The sequence below is a fragment of the Cyanobium sp. BA5m-21 genome, assembly GCF_024346235.1.
In the GTDB taxonomy this organism is placed as follows: domain Bacteria; phylum Cyanobacteriota; class Cyanobacteriia; order PCC-6307; family Cyanobiaceae; genus Cyanobium_A; species Cyanobium_A usitatum.
This window is the reverse complement of the sequence record NZ_JAGQCO010000018.1, coordinates 1-17229: the sequence shown is the minus strand read 5'-3', so window position 1 is coordinate 17229 and position 17229 is coordinate 1. Positions and strand designations below refer to the sequence as shown.

The 17229-nt window shown below is 61.1% G+C and carries 29 protein-coding genes; 12 read left to right on the top strand and 17 right to left on the bottom strand.

Going from position 1 to position 17229, the window contains the following annotated elements; all coding sequences use genetic code 11:
* Window positions 1-81: 81 nt before the first annotated feature.
* Together KBY72_RS07290 and KBY72_RS07285 are read right to left on the bottom strand one after the other, a co-directional pair.
* Window positions 82-234, bottom strand: a complete 153-nt coding sequence (locus KBY72_RS07290) for a hypothetical protein (RefSeq protein WP_254993329.1) — start codon at window positions 232-234, stop codon at window positions 82-84.
* A gap of 16 nt (window positions 235-250) precedes the next feature.
* Window positions 251-520, bottom strand: coding sequence for a hypothetical protein (locus KBY72_RS07285; protein ID WP_254993328.1), 270 nt, complete (start codon window positions 518-520; stop codon window positions 251-253).
* A gap of 402 nt (window positions 521-922) precedes the next feature.
* Between KBY72_RS07285 and KBY72_RS07280 the strand changes: the two genes are divergently transcribed.
* From KBY72_RS07280 to KBY72_RS07260, 5 genes are all read left to right on the top strand, one after another.
* The gene (locus KBY72_RS07280) at window positions 923-1162 is read left to right on the top strand and encodes a hypothetical protein (RefSeq protein ID WP_254993327.1); all 240 of its coding nucleotides are present in this window, start codon (window positions 923-925) and stop codon (window positions 1160-1162) included.
* A 67-nt stretch (window positions 1163-1229) separates the two neighbouring features.
* Entirely contained in the window at window positions 1230-1628 is a 399-nt protein-coding gene (locus tag KBY72_RS07275) for a LexA family protein (RefSeq protein ID WP_254993326.1), read from the top strand.
* A 157-nt stretch (window positions 1629-1785) separates the two neighbouring features.
* Window positions 1786-2109 carry a hypothetical protein gene (locus KBY72_RS07270; protein ID WP_254962242.1) on the top strand — a complete coding sequence of 108 codons (324 nt, stop codon included), beginning with the start codon at window positions 1786-1788 and terminating at the stop codon, window positions 2107-2109.
* A 231-nt stretch (window positions 2110-2340) separates the two neighbouring features.
* Complete coding sequence (locus KBY72_RS07265; RefSeq protein WP_254962241.1) at window positions 2341-3270, top strand: ArdC family protein; 930 nt, start codon at window positions 2341-2343, stop codon at window positions 3268-3270.
* 316 nt (window positions 3271-3586) lie between these two features.
* Window positions 3587-3859, top strand: coding sequence for a hypothetical protein (locus KBY72_RS07260; RefSeq protein ID WP_254993325.1), 273 nt, complete (start codon window positions 3587-3589; stop codon window positions 3857-3859).
* A 306-nt stretch (window positions 3860-4165) separates the two neighbouring features.
* Here the strand turns inward: KBY72_RS07260 and KBY72_RS07255 are convergent, their stop codons facing one another.
* Window positions 4166-5407: an IS256 family transposase gene (locus tag KBY72_RS07255; protein WP_254993324.1), complete on the bottom strand. Its 1242-nt coding sequence runs from the start codon at window positions 5405-5407 to the stop codon at window positions 4166-4168.
* A gap of 447 nt (window positions 5408-5854) precedes the next feature.
* On the opposite strand from KBY72_RS07255, the gene KBY72_RS07250 reads away from it, so the two are divergent.
* Window positions 5855-6007 (top strand): hypothetical protein, encoded by a 153-nt coding sequence (locus tag KBY72_RS07250; RefSeq protein ID WP_254962027.1) that lies wholly within the window; start codon window positions 5855-5857, stop codon window positions 6005-6007.
* A gap of 104 nt (window positions 6008-6111) precedes the next feature.
* Here the strand turns inward: KBY72_RS07250 and KBY72_RS07245 are convergent, their stop codons facing one another.
* The 13 genes from KBY72_RS07245 to KBY72_RS07185 form a co-directional block, all read right to left on the bottom strand.
* Entirely contained in the window at window positions 6112-6348 is a 237-nt protein-coding gene (locus tag KBY72_RS07245; RefSeq protein ID WP_254962026.1) for a chlorophyll a/b-binding protein, read from the bottom strand.
* Window positions 6349-6598: 250 nt separating this feature from the next.
* The gene (locus KBY72_RS07240) at window positions 6599-6742 is read right to left on the bottom strand and encodes a chlorophyll a/b-binding protein (RefSeq protein WP_254962025.1); all 144 of its coding nucleotides are present in this window, start codon (window positions 6740-6742) and stop codon (window positions 6599-6601) included.
* A 305-nt stretch (window positions 6743-7047) separates the two neighbouring features.
* Entirely contained in the window at window positions 7048-7308 is a 261-nt protein-coding gene (locus tag KBY72_RS07235) for a hypothetical protein (protein ID WP_254936676.1), read from the bottom strand.
* 129 nt (window positions 7309-7437) lie between these two features.
* On the bottom strand, window positions 7438-7650 hold the full coding sequence (locus KBY72_RS07230) for a Nif11-like leader peptide family natural product precursor (RefSeq protein WP_254962023.1): 213 nt from the start codon (window positions 7648-7650) through the stop codon (window positions 7438-7440).
* Window positions 7651-7799: 149 nt separating this feature from the next.
* A complete protein-coding gene (locus KBY72_RS07225; RefSeq protein WP_254993323.1) occupies window positions 7800-8351 on the bottom strand; it encodes a hypothetical protein in 552 nt (183 codons plus the stop codon).
* A complete protein-coding gene (locus tag KBY72_RS07220; RefSeq protein ID WP_254993322.1) occupies window positions 8352-8915 on the bottom strand; it encodes a hypothetical protein in 564 nt (187 codons plus the stop codon).
* Between the two features lie 83 nt (window positions 8916-8998).
* Complete coding sequence (locus KBY72_RS07215; RefSeq protein ID WP_254993321.1) at window positions 8999-9730, bottom strand: hypothetical protein; 732 nt, start codon at window positions 9728-9730, stop codon at window positions 8999-9001.
* A 490-nt stretch (window positions 9731-10220) separates the two neighbouring features.
* Window positions 10221-10379 carry a hypothetical protein gene (locus KBY72_RS07210; protein WP_254993320.1) on the bottom strand — a complete coding sequence of 53 codons (159 nt, stop codon included), beginning with the start codon at window positions 10377-10379 and terminating at the stop codon, window positions 10221-10223.
* 27 nt (window positions 10380-10406) lie between these two features.
* Window positions 10407-10577: a hypothetical protein gene (locus KBY72_RS07205; RefSeq protein ID WP_254993319.1), complete on the bottom strand. Its 171-nt coding sequence runs from the start codon at window positions 10575-10577 to the stop codon at window positions 10407-10409.
* A 113-nt stretch (window positions 10578-10690) separates the two neighbouring features.
* Complete coding sequence (locus tag KBY72_RS07200; protein ID WP_254993318.1) at window positions 10691-11488, bottom strand: hypothetical protein; 798 nt, start codon at window positions 11486-11488, stop codon at window positions 10691-10693.
* Window positions 11489-11501: 13 nt separating this feature from the next.
* Entirely contained in the window at window positions 11502-12128 is a 627-nt protein-coding gene (locus KBY72_RS07195; RefSeq protein ID WP_254993317.1) for a hypothetical protein, read from the bottom strand.
* Between the two features lie 5 nt (window positions 12129-12133).
* Window positions 12134-12562 carry a hypothetical protein gene (locus KBY72_RS07190; protein ID WP_254993316.1) on the bottom strand — a complete coding sequence of 143 codons (429 nt, stop codon included), beginning with the start codon at window positions 12560-12562 and terminating at the stop codon, window positions 12134-12136.
* A gap of 3 nt (window positions 12563-12565) precedes the next feature.
* Complete coding sequence (locus KBY72_RS07185) at window positions 12566-13519, bottom strand: major capsid protein (protein ID WP_254961602.1); 954 nt, start codon at window positions 13517-13519, stop codon at window positions 12566-12568.
* A 269-nt stretch (window positions 13520-13788) separates the two neighbouring features.
* Between KBY72_RS07185 and KBY72_RS07180 the strand changes: the two genes are divergently transcribed.
* The 6 genes from KBY72_RS07180 to KBY72_RS07155 all read left to right on the top strand — a co-directional run bounded on the left by KBY72_RS07180 (window position 13789) and on the right by KBY72_RS07155 (window position 16438).
* Entirely contained in the window at window positions 13789-14100 is a 312-nt protein-coding gene (locus KBY72_RS07180; RefSeq protein WP_254961818.1) for a nucleotidyltransferase family protein, read from the top strand.
* Window positions 14090-14416, top strand: coding sequence for a DUF86 domain-containing protein (locus tag KBY72_RS07175; RefSeq protein ID WP_254961817.1), 327 nt, complete (start codon window positions 14090-14092; stop codon window positions 14414-14416). Before KBY72_RS07180 ends, KBY72_RS07175 begins: the two co-directional genes overlap by 11 nt.
* A gap of 104 nt (window positions 14417-14520) precedes the next feature.
* Complete coding sequence (locus KBY72_RS14425) at window positions 14521-14883, top strand: addiction module protein (protein ID WP_254961816.1); 363 nt, start codon at window positions 14521-14523, stop codon at window positions 14881-14883.
* Window positions 14884-14885: 2 nt separating this feature from the next.
* Complete coding sequence (locus KBY72_RS07165) at window positions 14886-15173, top strand: type II toxin-antitoxin system RelE/ParE family toxin (protein WP_254993315.1); 288 nt, start codon at window positions 14886-14888, stop codon at window positions 15171-15173.
* Window positions 15174-15374: 201 nt separating this feature from the next.
* Complete coding sequence (locus tag KBY72_RS07160; RefSeq protein ID WP_254961814.1) at window positions 15375-16109, top strand: C39 family peptidase; 735 nt, start codon at window positions 15375-15377, stop codon at window positions 16107-16109.
* Window positions 16110-16141: 32 nt separating this feature from the next.
* Entirely contained in the window at window positions 16142-16438 is a 297-nt protein-coding gene (locus KBY72_RS07155) for a hypothetical protein (protein WP_254961813.1), read from the top strand.
* 47 nt (window positions 16439-16485) lie between these two features.
* On the opposite strand, the gene KBY72_RS07150 is transcribed toward KBY72_RS07155, so the two are convergent.
* Window positions 16486-16755 carry a hypothetical protein gene (locus KBY72_RS07150; protein WP_254961812.1) on the bottom strand — a complete coding sequence of 90 codons (270 nt, stop codon included), beginning with the start codon at window positions 16753-16755 and terminating at the stop codon, window positions 16486-16488.
* Window positions 16756-17229 lie beyond the last annotated feature (474 nt).

The following is a 17229-nucleotide window of genomic DNA, read 5'->3' as shown; positions in this document are numbered from 1 at the left end:
GCAGAGTCCTTCTCAGCGACGATCTCAGAGAAACAATTTAGAAGGCCAGGACCGCCATCCACCCGCTGATGGAAGCTGCAGTCAGGGCTGAGCACCCTCGGGGATTGCAAGAGGATCTGGTAGCCCCTGGCTGATCGCAAGGGCGCGCTTGTAGATGGCGCCTGAGGTCTGGCCGGCAGCCTCCATGGCAGTGCGCATGTTCTGCCAGTAGTGGAGTTTTTGCTCTTGAGTCATTAGTGCTACTGCGATTTCAGGCGCAAACGGTCTCTCTGCCGCGGCGCCGGCCCAGCGGTTCGATCCATTCGTTCACCACAACCTTGTGCTGAACAAGTCGACTTGGCAGGCGGCAGCCAAGGTTGATCTGCCCCTCGTCCATTAGGCGCCCCAACCGAATCGCCAGGGCTTCTTCGTGCCGGGCAAAGGCACCTTGGTGGGAGGCAACCCAGGAGATCTCATGCTCCGTGATCACACCACTAGAGATGGACTCTAGAAAGACTTCCCCGACTGGCCGGAGAGCCATGTAACGACTTCGTTACATGCTGTCGCGCCCGGCTTCGCTGTGTGGCTCGAGCGGGCTCGGGGGACTGGCTGGGGCAGGCGACTGGCTAGAGCACGCCAGTCCTTGCAGAAGCGTTTGGGCTTAGTAATTGGAGGCTTTACCCCCTCCATGCACTTCCGCTGCGTTGTGGTGCTCCAACCAGGCATCAGGTCGCCTTTGGTAATCCGGTAGCCCAGCTGGCGGGCAGTGCGTAGGGGCTCCTGGCGGCTATGGCACTAGCGGTGGACCTGCTTAAGCACCCGGCGGCTTTCAGGCGACATCGAAAACTGAGCCACCCAGCAGAAGATCCATCGAGCAATCCACCTTGGCTTGTCCTTGTTCCGCTCGCGCCGGAGGGGGCTGCGGTTTGGTATAGACCCGCCAATGGGTTTCTACGCTGCAGCGATGAGCCCAGACCTCAAACACCCTGCCACCGGCGATTTGATTGTGTTGGCAGATGGTGAGCAGCTTTGGCGGATCGGCTGGCCTGGTGCACCGGTTCTGGTCGTTACCAAGAACGGGCCAGACGGCAACACCCTCTACCGGCTGGCTGATCCCAAATGCAAAACCTGGAACAAGGTGGGGGATATGAAGCTGCTTCCCTGGCCAGAAGCAGGCAGCTGAGCCGGCCCAACCCAACCCACCTCACCAGGAGTAGAACAGCTGTACTGCCGCCTTTGCTGGTTTGATCTTGGCCGACCTGCCCATTGGCGAGCCTGTGCCCTTCTGCTTGGGTTCGTTGGGTGAGGGATTGGATCTCCATGCCGCCCTGATTCCCAACCCGGTCTGCACCTTCTACATGCGGGCCAGCGGCAATGGCATGCGTCAGCACGGGATCAACGACGGCGATCTGATGGTGATCGACCGCAGTGTGGAACCCTGCTCCGGCCATGTCGTCGTTGTTGCCCACCAGGGCAGCTTCTTGATGCGGCCGCTCTTGCGTCAGGGGGAGCAGTGGTTACTTGAACCGGTGCGGCCAGGAGAGGCAGCAATTCCTTTGGACCTGGAGGTCTTTGATCGCTCAGGTCTCTTTGGCGTAGTGGTGCATGCGGTGCATCACCTTGGCAAGCCGCGCTTGCGCAAGATCTGATCTGTGCCGCCTTGACCTGACCAGTGCAGAAGCCTCGCTCTGGCTGGGTCGGCTTCCGGTGGGGCTTACTCCGGGTCCTCTCCATTGTGCTTCCTTCCTGCGTCAGTACGCCTCTGGGATCGGTCCCATCGCTGCGCCACACCTGGCGCCGAATCCCATGGCATCACTAGCTGCCCAGTCCAAGTTCTGCCGGCCAGAAGAAGATCCCTTCCTGCTGCTTGATCGCGCCTCGCGCTCTATCGAGCAGCTGCTGCGCCGTGATCTGCCGCTGCGCCGCACCTGGAGCGAGCAGCCCTATGGAGAAGAGGAAATCACCCTCCTAGAAGAGGAAGTTCTGCCTGCCATCGCTCAGTGCTTGGCACGAATCGATGCCATCGATTCAGCCCTTAGCGCTGCTGGAGAAGAGCTCTATCGCCAAGAAGTCTTGGCAGCTGCTCAGAAGCGCCGTGTTCTGCTCCCTGGGGAGGTGGCACTTATCTGAGTTCCTGCAGGCCGCCATATCGGCGGCCTGCTTTATCTCTTTCGCCGCCAAGTGGACCTAGCGGTGCTGATTTACAGAGCGCACCTGGCGGTGCGACTGAGCCTGTAGGGGAAGGGTTTGGTACGCGCAGGGAACTTCAGTGTGCGCAGGTGGCGCAAGGGCTATGCGAGCGGCTAACGCCGCCCTTGCTCTCACCAGCGCGATCACTTCAAGTCCTTTGCGCCCTATCCAATGGCCGCATCACCAAAATCACGCAGCAAGAGCTCAGGTCCTTCGCCAGAAGAAGCGCTGGTTCGTGATCTCATCGAGCTCCTAGAAGCTGGCAGCACGCCATGGCGCAAGCCCTGGGATTGCCCCACCGGCGGTGTTCACATCAATCTGCTCACAGGCCGTGTCTACCGCGGCAGCAATCCAATCCTTTTGGAGCTCGGCATGGCCATGCGTGGCGCCGAGCTGCCCTTCTGGTGTGGCTTTGGGGAGGCCAAGAAGTTGGGCATCTTCCCCCGCAAAGGCTCAAAGTCCGTCCGCATCCTGCGGCCGCAGCTGCACTCCAGCGAGAAGGAGGCGTCTAATGGCGAGAAGGTGCTCCACAGCTGGGCTAGTTACCGGCCAGTGCCGGTATTCAATGCCTGCGATCTCGAGGGCGATGGCTTGGCTGGCTTGATCGCCGCACGGATGCCATCCCCAAAGAGGCGAGCCACAGAAGCCCGGCCAGAGATTGAGCCGATCGCCCGCGCCGAGCACGTTCTCTCTGCTTGGCCAGTGCCAGCCAGCTGGGGCGGTGAGCGGGCCTTTTATTCCACCAGCTCCGATCGCATCCAGCTGCCGCTGCGCGAGAGCTTCCACGGGGCCGCAGCTCTCTATGCCACCTGGGGCCACGAGGCCATTCATTCCACCGGCCACGAGTCGCGGCTTAAGCGGGATCAATCCGGCTCCTTTGGCTCCAGCCGCTATGCCCGAGAAGAGCTTGTGGCCGAGCTGGGCAGCGTTCTGCTGGGGCAGCGGCTGCAGATCGGCTGTGAGCTCTCTAATCACGCCGCCTATCTCCACAGCTGGATATCAGTGCTGCGCCAATCCCCCAAGGTGTTGCTGCAGGTGATCAGCGCAGCCCGGCAGGCGGTGGATCTGATCTGCCCGGAGCCAGAAGCTCCAGCCGGCTAGGCCGGTTTCATGGGGCCTCTGGCCCCTTCCCCTACTGGGCACTCATGCGTGGCTGATACCAGATGCCTGAAATGCAAGTGCTTTTTCTTGCCTGGCCGGAGCACCGCATCCCTTGAGGTGTTCTCACCGCGCCCCTACTGCGTAGAGGCAGCACTCAGCCCCCCCTTGCTTGGTTGATCCTGGCCGTAGCAACCAGCAGGCGGAAAGAACCAGCACCTTTGGGGTTGGTCACTGCTGGTAATTGGTCGAGCACCCCTTGCAGGTTGCCCTCACTTGCTCGCAGACGGAAAGGGCTACGCAAGTGGCTACGCCACCCTTGCCTGCTGCTGCGCCGTGGGGCGTCACCTGGGGGTTCCTCGCCAAAATTCCCATGGCAGCTCCACAAGGCCCCGTCTGCAATATCCGCCTGCTAATCGTCCATCGCTATGCGCCCGGTATCAAAAAGAGTGGCGCTGTGCCCTGCACCGTTGAGCACTTCGGGAGGCGCGGTAAGCCGGTCAAGAAGATGCGGTTAATTCCTGCTGAAAAAGCATTTGCCTTTGCCCGCAAGTTCCAGGGCCTACCCGGCGTCACCGTCTCAGTCTGCTGAGCCCATCAGGGGGGCCATCGGCCCCCTTTTATTGGGGTGCTGGCTTGGTGGCAGGAATAGCGGGCAGGGGAGCAAAAGAGAGCAGGAAACACTCCAGAGCAGCGGCCTTTCTTGCTCTACCCGCTTCCGCCTGGTCGGGGTTCCGCGGCATTTGCAGCCGCTGAATAAACCGTGCAAACCGTGCACATAAACCGTGCAAGCCGTGCAAATCACGGACAGACCTATTGGACAACAGCGAGTCAGGGGGGTTGCGTCCCTTGGAGTGGTGTAAATCCCGAGGCCTGTGATCTGATCGGAGATCAGTGATCAGGCAGCTGCAGCAATTGCAGCTGTTGGTTGATCTTGGAGCTGATCGCTGGTCTTGTCCAGCTTGGCCATCGACAGTTCCGAGAAGACACGGCGTCCATCAAGCTGCCACTCCTCCTGCTGCTCCAGCAGCAGCGCTCCCACCAGGCGGGTGATCGCGGCGTCGTTGGGGAAGATGCCGACGACGCGGGTGCGGCGTTTGATCTCCTTGTTGAGTCGCTCCAGCGGGTTGGTGCTCCAGATCTTGCGCCAGTGCTCAGGTGGGAAGCTGCGGAAGGCGAGGACGTCCTCCCTGGCCTGCTCCATCAGGGCCGCAGCGGCCGGGAAGTTCTCGGTGAGCATCGTGATCACCTGATCCCACTGCTGCTCCACGGCCTGGGCATCGGCCTGCACGAACACCGAGCGCAGGGCGGCGGCCACCATGTCCTGGCTGCCTTTCGGCACCTTGGCCAGCAGGTTGCGGGCAAAGTGCACGCGGCAGCGCTGCCAGCTGCAGCCCTGGCAGCAGCGCGCAATGGCCTTCTTGAGGCCGGCGTGGGCGTCGCTTATCACCAGCTGCACGCCCGAGAGGCCCCGTTCCCGCAGGCGCCGCAGGAAGGCGGTCCAGAAGGTCTCGTCCTCGCTGTCGCCCACCTCGATGCCGAGCACCTCCCGCTGGCCCGTGGCGGTGATGCCGACCGCCACGATCACGGCCCTGGAGATCACCTGCTTGCGGGCCTGGTCACGCCCGTGCAGGTACGTCGCATCGAGGTACAGGTACGGGTACCGGCTGAACTCCAGGGGCCGGTTCAGGAAGGCCTGCACCTGGGTGTCGAGGCCCTGGCAGATGCGGCTCACCTCCGATTTGGAGATGCCGCTCTCACAGCCCAGCGCCACCACCAGCTCGTCCACTTTGCGGGTAGAGACGCCGGAGACATAGGCCTCCATCACCACCGCCCATAGGGCCCGGTCCACCCGACGGCGGGGCTCCAGCAGCGAGGGGAAGAAGCTGCCCGTGCGGAAGCGTGGGATGCGCAGCTGGATGTCACCGGCCGGAGTAGCCAGCAGGCGATCACGGTTGCCGTTGCGGTGGCCCCGGCGCTGGTCAGTGCGCTGGTGACGATCGGCACCAAGGGCAGCAGCGGCCTCGGCCTCGATCAGGGCCTGCAGCCCCTGGCGCACCAGTTCGGGGATCAGCTCGCCGGCGGTGCCGCTGCCAAGCAGCTGCGCCAGTTCCGTGGCGGCAGAATCGGAGATGGGCATGGTCTGGTCTCGGGAAGGTGGTAGTGCTCCGACCAGAGTCACAGACCAGCCCACCCATTCCCCCGCAAGGGCTCTGAGCAACGGACCGTCAGCACCGGCTACGCCGGTGCTGAGCCCAGGGATTTACACCACTCGGCGGGACGCCCCCGTCAGGGGATTCCACCGCTCCCGCCTGCTCGGGTTCCATTGCCCCTTCTGCCCGCTTGTCAGCTGGAAGTAGAGCAGCGGGCTGCCTGCTCCAGCCGCTCGCTCCCGCTCGGGCATTCCGCAAAGGCCCATGCCCGCTGCCGCACCACTAGGTGCGCTGAGCAAAAGCTTCCATTCAGCACCTCAGCTGGGTGGAGGGGTGCCATCGGCTCTGCAAAACCGCTCTCCAGTTTTCCCCGCTTCTCGGGGTGTCAGGTGCGCGTTCTTTGCATCACAGCGATGTTCCCGCTCTCCACCACCATGCAGTCCCTCATTGATGCATGGGAAGAAGCACAAGCTTCCGGTCAATGGCAGGAGCCACAGCCCGAGCCCGCCTATCCAGCCGCCTGGTGGCTAATCCAGCTGGAAGAAGAGCCCCAAGAGCTTGAGCCTCCCCTGCGCTGGTCCGTCTAGCCGGCCAGCCGGCGGTCTTGGAGGCCGCCGGTTAATCCATTGGCATCCAACAAAAAACCCCAAGGCAATACCTAGGGGTCAGAAAATAAAAGGTCTGCAGAAGCTCAGAAGCAGAAGGGCAGGAACTGGGTACGGCAGGCGGCATAGCCATCCACTAGGGCGCCTAGGCCAATTTGATGGGCAATACCAAAGCCGGTGAGGCCTTCCACCACGATGCCGGTGACGATGCCAACCATGGCTGCGCGGCCGTTAAACAGTTCAACTTGCTTGAGCTGCTCCATGAGGGTCAGCTGTTCCGCGCTGTTATCAAGCGCTGGGTCGTTAGAAGGAGTGTTGGTCATGGCTTGTGGTGGCGGAGCAACTTATTGGAAGATGAATAAACGAGAGCTGCAAGCTCAATCGGCAAGATCTGGCTGGTTGAGAGCACCAACAATCCAGGCACCGATAAGAACGATGGTGATTGCGGAAATCATCCAACCCTCTTGGCTAGATCAGTCGGACGACTCAGCACGTAGATGGTCATTGCAGAGAGCACGGCAGTGATCAGAGCAACGACTGAAATTGCAACGGTGTAGTCAGTTTCCATGACGCTCAACCCAAACCAATTTGGGAAAGGATGCCCTGACCTGTCAGGAGCTCGGTGCCAAGACCGATCACAAAGCCGAGCATGGCCATACGGCCGTTCCAGGTCTCAGCGAAAGCAACGAAACCAAAGCGGGTGGTGGAATCAGCCATGTGTGTTACGGATTGTTACTGCCAATGTAACAGGGTGTGAATGGTTGTGGCAAGGGGGTGAGGGTTGTGCACCTGACCTGGCTTCCTTGAAGGGCCGCCGGACCTGCGTCCCCCGCCTCAGAAAGGGGACAAGCGGTTACGACCGAGCTGAATCCTGAGGTGCAAGGGGATCTGGAAGCCCCTGGGTGATCGCCAGGGCTCGTTTGTAGATGGCACTTGAGGTTGCCCCTGCCGCCTCCATGGCGATCCGCATGTTCTGCCAGTAATCCAGTGTTTTGGCTTGGGTCATTGGAGCTGATGGGGCGTCAGGCGCAAACCGCGGCCCTGCCGCGGCGGCGGCCCAGCGGTTCGATCCATTCGTTGAGCACAAGCTTGTGCTGGACAAGACGACTCGGCAGGCGGCAGCCGAGGTTGATCTGTCCCTCATCTACTAAGCGCCCCAGCCGTAGCGCCAGGGCTTCCTCGTGGCGGGCAAAGGCGCCTTGATGGGAGGCAACCCAGGAGATCTCATGCTCCGTGATCACACCACTAGAGATGGACTCTAGAAAGACTTCCCCGACTGTCATGAGAGCCATGTAACAACTTCGTTACATGCTGTCGCGCCCGGCTTCGCTGTGTGGCTCGAGCGGGCTCGGGGGACTGGCTGGGGCAGGCGACTGGCTAGAGCACGCCAGTCCTTGCAGAAGCGTTTGGGCTTAGTAATTGGAGGCTTGATCGACCTCTTGCGGCTCCGCTGTGTTGTGGTGCTCCATCCAGGCGTTTTGCAGGTCAGATCTGGTGAGCCGATAGCCCAGCTGGCGGGCGGTGCGCAGGAGCTCCTGGCGACTACGGCACTGGCTGAGGGTCTGCTGGAGCGCCGGGCTGCTTTCTGCATCAGCCACCAACCGCTCCAGATCAGACCAGCTCATCTACTCAAAACAGAGATGAGCTCAAGCTCGCGTGAACTGGTGCCTACTGCCAGGTTCCCTGTGGCACATTGCGGTGCATTGATGCCTTGGTGCAGCGTTGCGATCGCTGGACCGATCTGCGGAGAGCACAACAAGCCAGTAGCAAGGCCTCAGGTCACAGCCTTGAGGGCTGCCACCTCTGCTTTGAGACCCAGCAGCTCATCTAAAAGCGCGCTCACGAGCTTGTCGATATAGCCCTTATTGGTCAGGTCACTGGCCGCAACCGGCGGGCTAGCTGCTGCAGGACAAGAGCCAAAGGTCACCTGGCCGCTGCTGTTCTCAATTCGCCAGGCCGATCTAGCTGACGGCAGCTGGCAGCGAAAGAAGGTCCCGTCGTAGTACAGGTAAACGTCCCGGCCATTGAAGGTTGAAACACCGCCGCTATTGGCAAAGCGCAGCGGGCCGTTCATCACATCGCCAGCCTTATTGACGTAGGTGGTTGCCATCGCAGCGCTGAGCACGCCATCGGCCGTCATGCTCAACCCAGCACCCACCTTGATGCCGCCCAACAACGAAGTTGTCGCGATGGGCAGGACGTAAAGGGAGGAGGGCACAAACACCTTGGCGTCAGTGCCCAACCTGGCGCTGTTGCCGGCATCAGCCGACACAGCGCTCGGGCCAGCAGGGCCCTGCAGGTTGGCAGCAAGCGACCAGCTCGCCACTTAGCTCAACGTGTACACATTGCCGCTGTCCTTATCCAGGTACAGGTCACCTGGAATAGAGCCAGGGATATCTTCCGCAGGAGCGCCGCTGCCGTTGAACCAGCCCGTACCGCGCATGCCCTGGACGCCGGCTGGTCCTTCCACGCCTTGAGCTCCAGCAGGGCCTATTTCTCCTTGAATGCCAGCAACGCCTGCAGGGCCCTCAATTCCCTGGGGTCCCTGGATCGAGCCGCCAGTCACCCAGGTGCTGGTGGCGAGGTCCCACACCTGAAAGGAGTCATCGGCCTGCACGATGTAGGCATCGCCCTGGGCTGCATCAGCTGGCAGCTCCGTTTCTGTTGCCACCTGGCCCTTAAAGGTGATGCCCAAACCCGCAGCACCCTGGATGCCCTGCTGGCCTTGAACACCATCAGGACCAATCGGACCCTGGATACCAGCCTCACCTTGTGGTCCTTGGACGCCTTGGGCGCCATCAGCGCCAGCAAGGCCCTGCACGCCTTGGGCGCCCTGAATGCCTTGCTCACCCTGCGGACCTTTAAGAGAGCCGCCTGCTACCCAAGCCATGGTCAAACGGGCCAGCAGCCCGGTGTGTCAACAGCAGCTATTGCCGTATCGCACCAGCAGGGACGCTGAGCAAGCTGACTGGACTAGAGCGACCCGTAGGGGATCTTGCGCATGGCGCGCACGGGCGAAATAAACACCTTGGGCATCCAAGAGAACAAACCACTATCCATACTCAACACATAGCAATCGCGCGTATCCCTCTCTGATGATGTCCAGTGAATAAGTGGTATAAATGCTTCCGCGCCGCCCCACTGAAAGGCAGGGTTTAAGCACTGGGCTGGCACGTATGGGGGGAATAGGTAGTCACGCCTTGGCACTGCATATGGGTTGATCCCATCTCCATAGGCTGGATCAGCCACGTTCGGCGTAGCGGTTGGCTTGAGATGGAAGTAGGCAATCTCCAGCTCGTAGTGCGCTGGCATGTACCAGTCGTCGTAGCCGTTGATATTTAATGCCGCACACCACTGGGCAGCAGGGTGAACACCATTTTGGATCATCCACTCGGTGTTCGCCCAGCCGTCATGCCTGCTGCCGCAACCACCGCTTGGCCCATAGTCCCTATAGGTCGGGTTATAAGCCTGCGGATACACCTCGGGCGTGCCGGTATTAGAGCCGCCGGTAGCACCCGCATCACGCGGCGCGACGATTAGGTAATGGGTGGGGTTGCCATCTGCCGTATGGCTAATCAAGCCAGCAAAGTAGCCGCCGCCAATCGGTGCGCCCACCTCTGGAATAACAGGAGCAAGCGGCTCAATGCCAAGCGGCACCCAAGTCCCCTGATTTGCCATATAGGCATGGGGAACGCCAGCAAGCACCTGGAAATCACTTGTAGCTGCAGGGCCTTGTGGCCCCGCTGCACCAGTAGGCCCCATGACGCCTTGCACTCCTGCTGGACCGGGATTTCCTGCAAGGCCTTGCGGTCCCTGGGGACCCTTAGCGCCTTGGCTGCCTTGGACGCCGGGCGCTCCTTGAGGGCCCTGGGGACCTTGAGGGCCAAGGGGCCCTTGATCTCCTTGCGGGCCAGCAGGGCCGGCAGCACCAGGCTCGCCTACTGCCCCTGCTGCCCCAGGTGCTCCAGCAGGGCCTGGTGCTCCTGCCGCTCCTTGTGCGCCAGCAGCACCAGCTGGGCCGGCAAGGTTGAGCGCTTCTAGCCAGCTCATTGACCCGCGCCAGAGGTGGTGTCGTCTTGGCTTATGGCTGAATCAAGGGAGCGGGCCTCAAGGTTTGGATCCAGCTCAGCCATGGCAGTAGCGGGCGCAGAAGCCACTGCCAAAACAGCAAGGTTTCCCCAGCGACCTTCTGCTGCTAGGTAGTACTGCGGGACACCTGCATCAACGCGGAACTCGGTATTACAGGCAGCGCCAGCTGGTCCTGCTTCTCCAGTAAGGCCAGGCTCGCCAGGGGGTCCAGCGACGCCGGGGGGTCCATCAAGGCCAGCAGGGCCAGGTTCTCCAGGGGGACCATCTATGCCAGTAGGACCCACATCACCAGCTAGGCCAGCCACACCTGCAGAACCACTTTCACCAGACGGGCCCGCTGGTCCAGCAGGACCCTGCGGACCTGCAGGGCCCACTTCACCTGCAGGACCATTTTCTCCAGCCGGGCCAGCAGCACCTGGTTCTCCGCTTGCTCCAGCAGCACCTGCAGGACCTGTTGGACCAACAAGGTTCAAGCTCTGGTTCCAGGGCATCAATCAGCTGCAACGTTGCCGCGCGCACCCCTTGGTGCGAATTTGCGTAGCGCACCTCGCGGTGCGACCTACTCGCTATTGCCGATCAACCCTCCAGCACATAAAAGTTGCCGCTGAGGTTGTCCAGGTAGTAGTCACCGGGGTTAGCACCACTGATCGTCAGCGGCGGTGGTCCAGCACCGTTAAACCACTGAGTGCCGCCGTTACCGCCCGGCGGCATGGCCCAGGTGCCATCAGCGCAAAGGAACAAGGCGCTTGAGCCATCGCTGGGCGGCACACCACCAGCACTGCTGCCGCCACTCCATGGCGTCAGTCTCCACTGCTGGGTTGTGCTGCCGTCGTAAGCAGCGCCACTTAGGCCAGCACCAGGAATCAACGGCAGCACAGAGCCAGGGGCTGGATTTGGACCAGGACCTGGTGCTGGTGGTTCCGGTGACCAAATCGGACAGCCCGCCAAGCTCACCAGCAGCGTTGCCGTAACACCGCTGCTGGTGAGCTCTGTTGTGATCGTGTAGTCGCTGCGGCTGGCGTAGCCGTGCTGGAGCCGGCCATTGCCATCGCCGCCAACCGGCCAGGGCAGGGTTTCGCTCACCCCATCGCCCCAATCAACCGTCACCGCATTGGGAGGCGTGGTGCGTGGGTTGAGTAGCAGCTCAATCGGGATCAGCCCGCCCGACTCCGCCCCAGCAGGCTGCCAGCTCAGTTCCAGATCAGCCGCCGGGATAGGCGCACGGCCAAACCCCAGCTGCTCCCAGCGCTGCACCTCATTGGACGGCACCCACACCGCCTCACCAGGACAGCCAGCAGGTGGCAGCAGGCGGATCAGCTGCGCGCTGATGCCACCACTGCTGATCGCAACGCTGGTGCGCATGGCAATGGTCATCTGCTGATCCTCGTTAAATCAGGGGGGCATCCAGCAGCAGATCACTCAGCGGCTGCTCGGGTTGCTGCGCCAGTGCCGTGGCCTGCTCCACCAGCTCTGCCTTGGTTTGGCTGCCATCAAGCTCGACGCCATAAACGCTGGAGCAGTGCTCAAGGATCTGCGCCTTGGTCATGGCCTGAAAATCAGGCGCTGCTGCTGGCGCAGGGGCTGCATCTGGCTTGGGCTCAGCTGCTGGTTCGGCTGCTGTTTCGGGCTCTGGTTCCCAGTCCGCTTCTGGCACTGCTGCTGGTTCAACTGCAAGCAGTGGCTGAGCAACTTCCTCTGGCTCCAGGGCGATCAGATCGGTTGGGACGACGCCAGGCAGCAGCTCTTCTGGTGTCGCACCGGTAGGTGCGTCTGACAGATCAGCACCGGTAGGTGCGTCTGGCGGATCAGCACCGGTAGGTGCGTCTGGCGGATCAGCACCGTTAGTAGGTGCATCTGGTAGATCTGATCTAGCTTCTTGCAGCTGCCAGCCCAGGCTTTGCCAGCCGCCTAGGTGCACCGGCCAGATGTAGCGGTGCTCTGCTCCAGCACTGATCCGCACCATTCCCTCAGGAATGGCTGGATCACTTAGGTCATGGCGAACAAGAGTCGTCATGGCACTCAGGCGGGGATGGTGGCGGTCAGTCCCACGTGCATCCCCTCTGGGGTCTCGGGGCTCACCTCTGCTTTGGCAAAGCAGACCGCCGGCAGGTCCACATCGGCTAAATCAGCAGCATTGAGCTGGATGTCACGTCCACTGATGAACGCCTCCACCCGCCCGCCTTCTGCTGGCAGCGCCACGGTGGCTGCAACCACCCAGCTACCAGTTGTGCCATCACGCAGCACAGGCGCAAAGGACACCTGAATCTCAACTGCAGCAGCAGAGCCTGGGTTACTTGCTACTACTGAGAAGCGTGACGCCGCATCGAGCTTGGTTGTAAGCAGCACCTCTTCTCCAGAGAGGAAGGTGCGCTCCAAGTTGCGTATGGCGCTGCGGTTGGTCCAGCCCACCAGGGTGGTCTCCGCATCAAGCAAGGGATTGCCGTTCATGGCTCAATTAGCAGGTGTGATGTTGAAGAGGCGACCAGCAGCGCGGCTTTGCAGCACGGCAAATCCCACATACCAATCGACGCGGGTGCGAAACACCGGGGCATCAGGAACCTCGCCCAGGTCCCGCACCGAAATGCCATAGCGACCCTGGAAGGGGCCCTGCAAACCGGTGACGCCTTGATCACCAAAGGTGCAGCAGTAAATCGAGCTGGTGCCGCCCGCCTCGTCGTAACCCATCACCTCAATGCCCTGGGCATCGCGGTCAACCGTGACCAGCTCGCAGTCCTGGTAGCGGTGCACCGTCATCCCAAAGGAGTTGGTACTGGTCTGATAAACACCACCGCCAATGGAGGCGCGAGCCATGGCATTGAGCTGACGGCGCATTGCCTTGCTCATCACCAGCACCTTGCTGCCGCCATAGGCATTCACCGAATCGATCAACTCATCGAGGCGATCAAAATCAAGCGGTGCACCAGGAGCAGTGCTGCTGCCACCGCTGCCGCCACCACTGCCGGCGTTGTCGATTGCCATCGCATCGCCTGGCTGCAGACGCTTACTGAGGCCGTCAAATGCCCTGGGGTTGGCGCTGCTATCGCCATTGATCACCGTTGCCTCCAAGGTCAGCCGCATGGAGCGCACCTTCATCTCGATCTGGCTGGCACGGGCCTCAGGGCCCATCAGATCAACGATCGAGCGATCCACATCCACGTCACCACCAAATAGGTGCACCGCTTCTGCGCGCTGGTCCACCACGCCATAGCTCTGGGTGTAGCCCTCGTTGACAGCGCGAAAGCCAACAGATGGCAGCTCCTGTTCAGCGGAATAGAACAGGCCGCTGCCGGCAATATTCATGAACGGCAGCTGGGCGAGCAGTTCGCCCTCTGAAAACGTCTTGAGCACAGCTAGATGCTCAAGACGGTTTTCGTATTTGGCTGCCTCGATCAAGGTGAGGCCCATGGCATAGGGGGCAGCGCCCCGGGGAGGTCAGGGGCTATTGCCGAGGGCCCATCTGGGCCGAGAAGCTACCGCTAGGGTCAAAGTCCGTGGCGGCCAGGTTTGCTGATGGGAGCCATCACCTTGGCTGAGCTGCCGGCGCTACCAGGCACTGCGCAATTGGAGCTGGCGATGGCCCTCTGGCAAAGCTTGGCAAGCTCTTAACATGAGCCTCGCTGGGCAAGGGCATCGGCAGCATCCAAAAGAGGCCTTGAGCTGGGCACAATGGGTGCATGAGCCTTTCCTTTGCACAGCCCCAACTGGAGGCCATCACTGCTGCCTGTAGACGCCACCACGTGGCAAGGCTGCATGCCTTTGGCTCGGTGCTGCGAGCGGACTACAGGCCTGGTGAAAGTGACATCGATTTGCTTGTCGAGTTCCAGCCGCTCGATGCTTCCAGTCTCTATAAGGCTTACTTCGCTCTGCTGAACGATCTACGGCAGGATCTCGCTGCTCGCGTTGACTTGGTGATGTCTGATGCGGTGCGTAACCCCTACATCAAGCAAACGATAGAAGCAAGCAAGCAAGAGATCTATGCAGCGTGATTCCAGTGCCTACCTCAACGACATTTTGGAAGCCGCGTCAGCAATCCAAGATGCGATTGCGGGCATCGATGAAAGCACCTACAGCGCCACGCGCCTGATCCGTTCATCTGTCGAGCGTGAATTCATTATCATCGGTGAAGCACTCAAAGTGATTGCCCAGCGTGATCCCCAGCTATTTGCTGCAATCCCTGAGGGAAGGCAGATCATCGACTTCCGCAATCTTCTGGCCCACGAATATCTCAAAGTGAGCGACCGTGTGGTCTTGGGTGCGATCCAGACTGATTTGCCTGTGCTCGTACAGCTTGCAACCAGCTGATCAGACCGCTTGATTGAGATAACGGCTAAGTCGAGCCCACCAGCACAAAGATCGTTTAGCAGCGGCTCGCTACCAATGTCACCCGCCCCTGTGAGCGCGGCCAGGTGCTCGAGCCGGTTCTCGTCTTTGGCTGCCTCGATCAGGGTGAGGCCCATGGCACAGGGGGCAGCAGCCCCAGGGAGGTCAGGGGCTATTGCCGAGCCAGTGCCGCTACGGTTGAGCTAACAGAAGCCCGAATTCTCATGGGGGCCAGCACGCTGGATGAGCTGCTGCAATTGCCAGGACCTGAGCGGGTCCAACTGGCTATGGCGCTTTGGCACAGCCTGGAGACCACCGAACAGGAGCAAGCACTCACAGTTGATGCTGGGCTAGCCACTGAACTTGAGCGGCGCTGGGCCGAGCATCAGCAGCACCCAGAGCGCGCCGTTAGCTGGGATGTCGTTCGTCAGGACTTGGGTCTGGCATGAACATGTCGCTCAGGTTCCTACCTGAGGCACGGCAGGACGTCATCGACAGCCGTGATTGGTACGAGCAACAACAGGAGGGTCTTGGTACATTGTTTTCCGTGGCATTGGTTGATGCCGTTGAGCGAATCCAAGCTCACCCATTTCGCTACCCGGAAGTGCAGGGGCCAATTCGGCGCGTGATTCTGCAGCGCTTTCCCTACGCGATCTACTTCCGAAAGGAAGCCACAGAAATCATTGTCCTGGCGGTCCATGGACGCCAAGATCCCAAGCGTTGGCAGGAACGGGGCTAAACCATCCAAGCAGAAGCCAATGGATCAGCTGCTGGCCTCTTGGATAGCGGCGCCGGCCTCTAGGCAATCAAGCATCGCCTTAAAGCTCGCGCGCCTCCTAAAAGCTGACAACCTGCAGCCCACTCGTCCAACTTCTAGTACACGAAATTAGGTCTAGCGGGCTGGTCTGGCACGGCAACAGCAAAGGACTGTTCTGCTGCCATGACAACAACCTCTCCTGCCGCCCAGGCACCGTTCACAGCTGAACGCTGGCAGCAGTTCTGGAATGCCTGGAAGGCAGAGCCCCAGCAACTCGAGGGGATTGAGCAGTTGCGGCTCGCCGTCATCAGCGCTGATCCAGCGATCCTCACCGAGGCCGCACCCTGGCGGCAGACCTTCTCATCGGCACCCTCGGCTCCAGAGACATCAGGCAATGCCAATCCCCTGACGGTGGCCTGGGAGAACCAGAACGACAATGCCTCAGGCACCGGCTACCGCGAGTGCTTCTCCAGTAGCTGCGCCATGCTCGCCCGCTTCTGGGGCAAGGTCAGTTCTGACGATGAGTACAACGTCATCCGTGCCAAATACGGCGACAGCACAAGTGCAGAGGCCCAACTCTCAGCGCTGCGCTCACTGGGGCTGACGGCCAACTTCGCGACCAACGGTGATCGAGCAGCTTTGGAGCAGCAGATCAACCTGGGACGGCCAGTTGCCGTGGGCTGGCTGCATCACGGTTCTGTATCTGCTCCATCAGGCGGTGGCCATTGGAGTGTGGTGATCGGTTTCACCGAGGCGGTCGCCATTCACAACGACCCAAACGGAGAAGCTGATCTAGTGGCAGGTGGTTACACCGCCAATACCAACGGAGCAGGCCAGCACTACAGCTGGAAGAACTGGCAGCCCCGCTGGGAAGCCGATGGCAATTGCACCGGCTGGCTGCTCACCTGCCAGCCGTAAGCAGAGAGAGGACAGAGCCAGCGAGCAGGTCCATGAGCGATGAGCTGCCGCCCTTGCTGCCACCTGCCCAGCAGGGCAGTAAGCCCCCCTTTGATCGTGAGCGCTTTGTCTTTAAGACCCTGGCGGTAGTGATCTGCACCCAGCTTTTGATCTATTCACTTGCTGCTGGGGTCTGCGGTCAACGTGCCTTGGCGGGCCGGCCAGTTGGTCAGGTATGCCCCGGCACGCTTGAGAAACTACAGATGGGTTTTGATTCCACCCTCAACCTGCTGCTGGCACTACTGGGAGGTGCAGCGCTGACGAGGGTTGGCAGGCCGCCTGCTAGCTGAACTCCTCTGCGCCTTGGACAGGGAGGAGCAAGCAGTAGCAGAGCTAATCAGCCCACCAGCTGGAGGTGCCGGCTACTGAACAGCTCCCCGGTGCAGTTCACCGGCAATAACGCAGAGCGGCCAACCCGGTACCAGGCATCTACCAAAGCAGCACTGGAGCGGGGGTAGAGCTCTCCAGCCAAGATCCAGAGCTCGTCATGCAGTACCTGCGTCTGGTCTGGTGTGCCTACGTACCAAGGCGACTCAGGGTCCTGCGACAGCTCCTCATGGAGCAGCAGGAGTCCCTCAAGTACGCAGTTAGCGAGCTCAGGCGTCATCGGCTTTGCTGGCCCCACCTTGCGGTGCAGCTACCCAAGAATGTCCATCCACGCACACCAAGGTGCGCCAGATCAAGCACTGGCACCCAGAGGATTGCGTTGCAGGGCGATGCAAAGCGGGGGGCAAGGCAGTGGCGTTAGGGGACTAGCCCAGCAGCGCTCAAAGGAATGGAGCTAGCGCTAGAGAACACAGCAGTGCTGCGGTCGCCGGCGGCTGCCGTGAACTTGCCACAGCTGAGCTGTGGCTGACGTCAGACAGCCGCCGCCGCCCTCGGTTGGCCTGTGTTGGGGCAATTAGGCGCGGCATTTCTCCCGCGGCTGCGGTGGCTGGTGGCCCTCTGCCAATTGCTGGCTGGAGTGAGCCCCCAGCCTTCCTCGCGCGGCTGCGCGGGCACTAGTCAATTTTGATCAAATCTGATGGCCTTAATTCTTAGTAAGGCGAGGCCGCTGCGCATGGGCTTGCTTTGTGCAGAT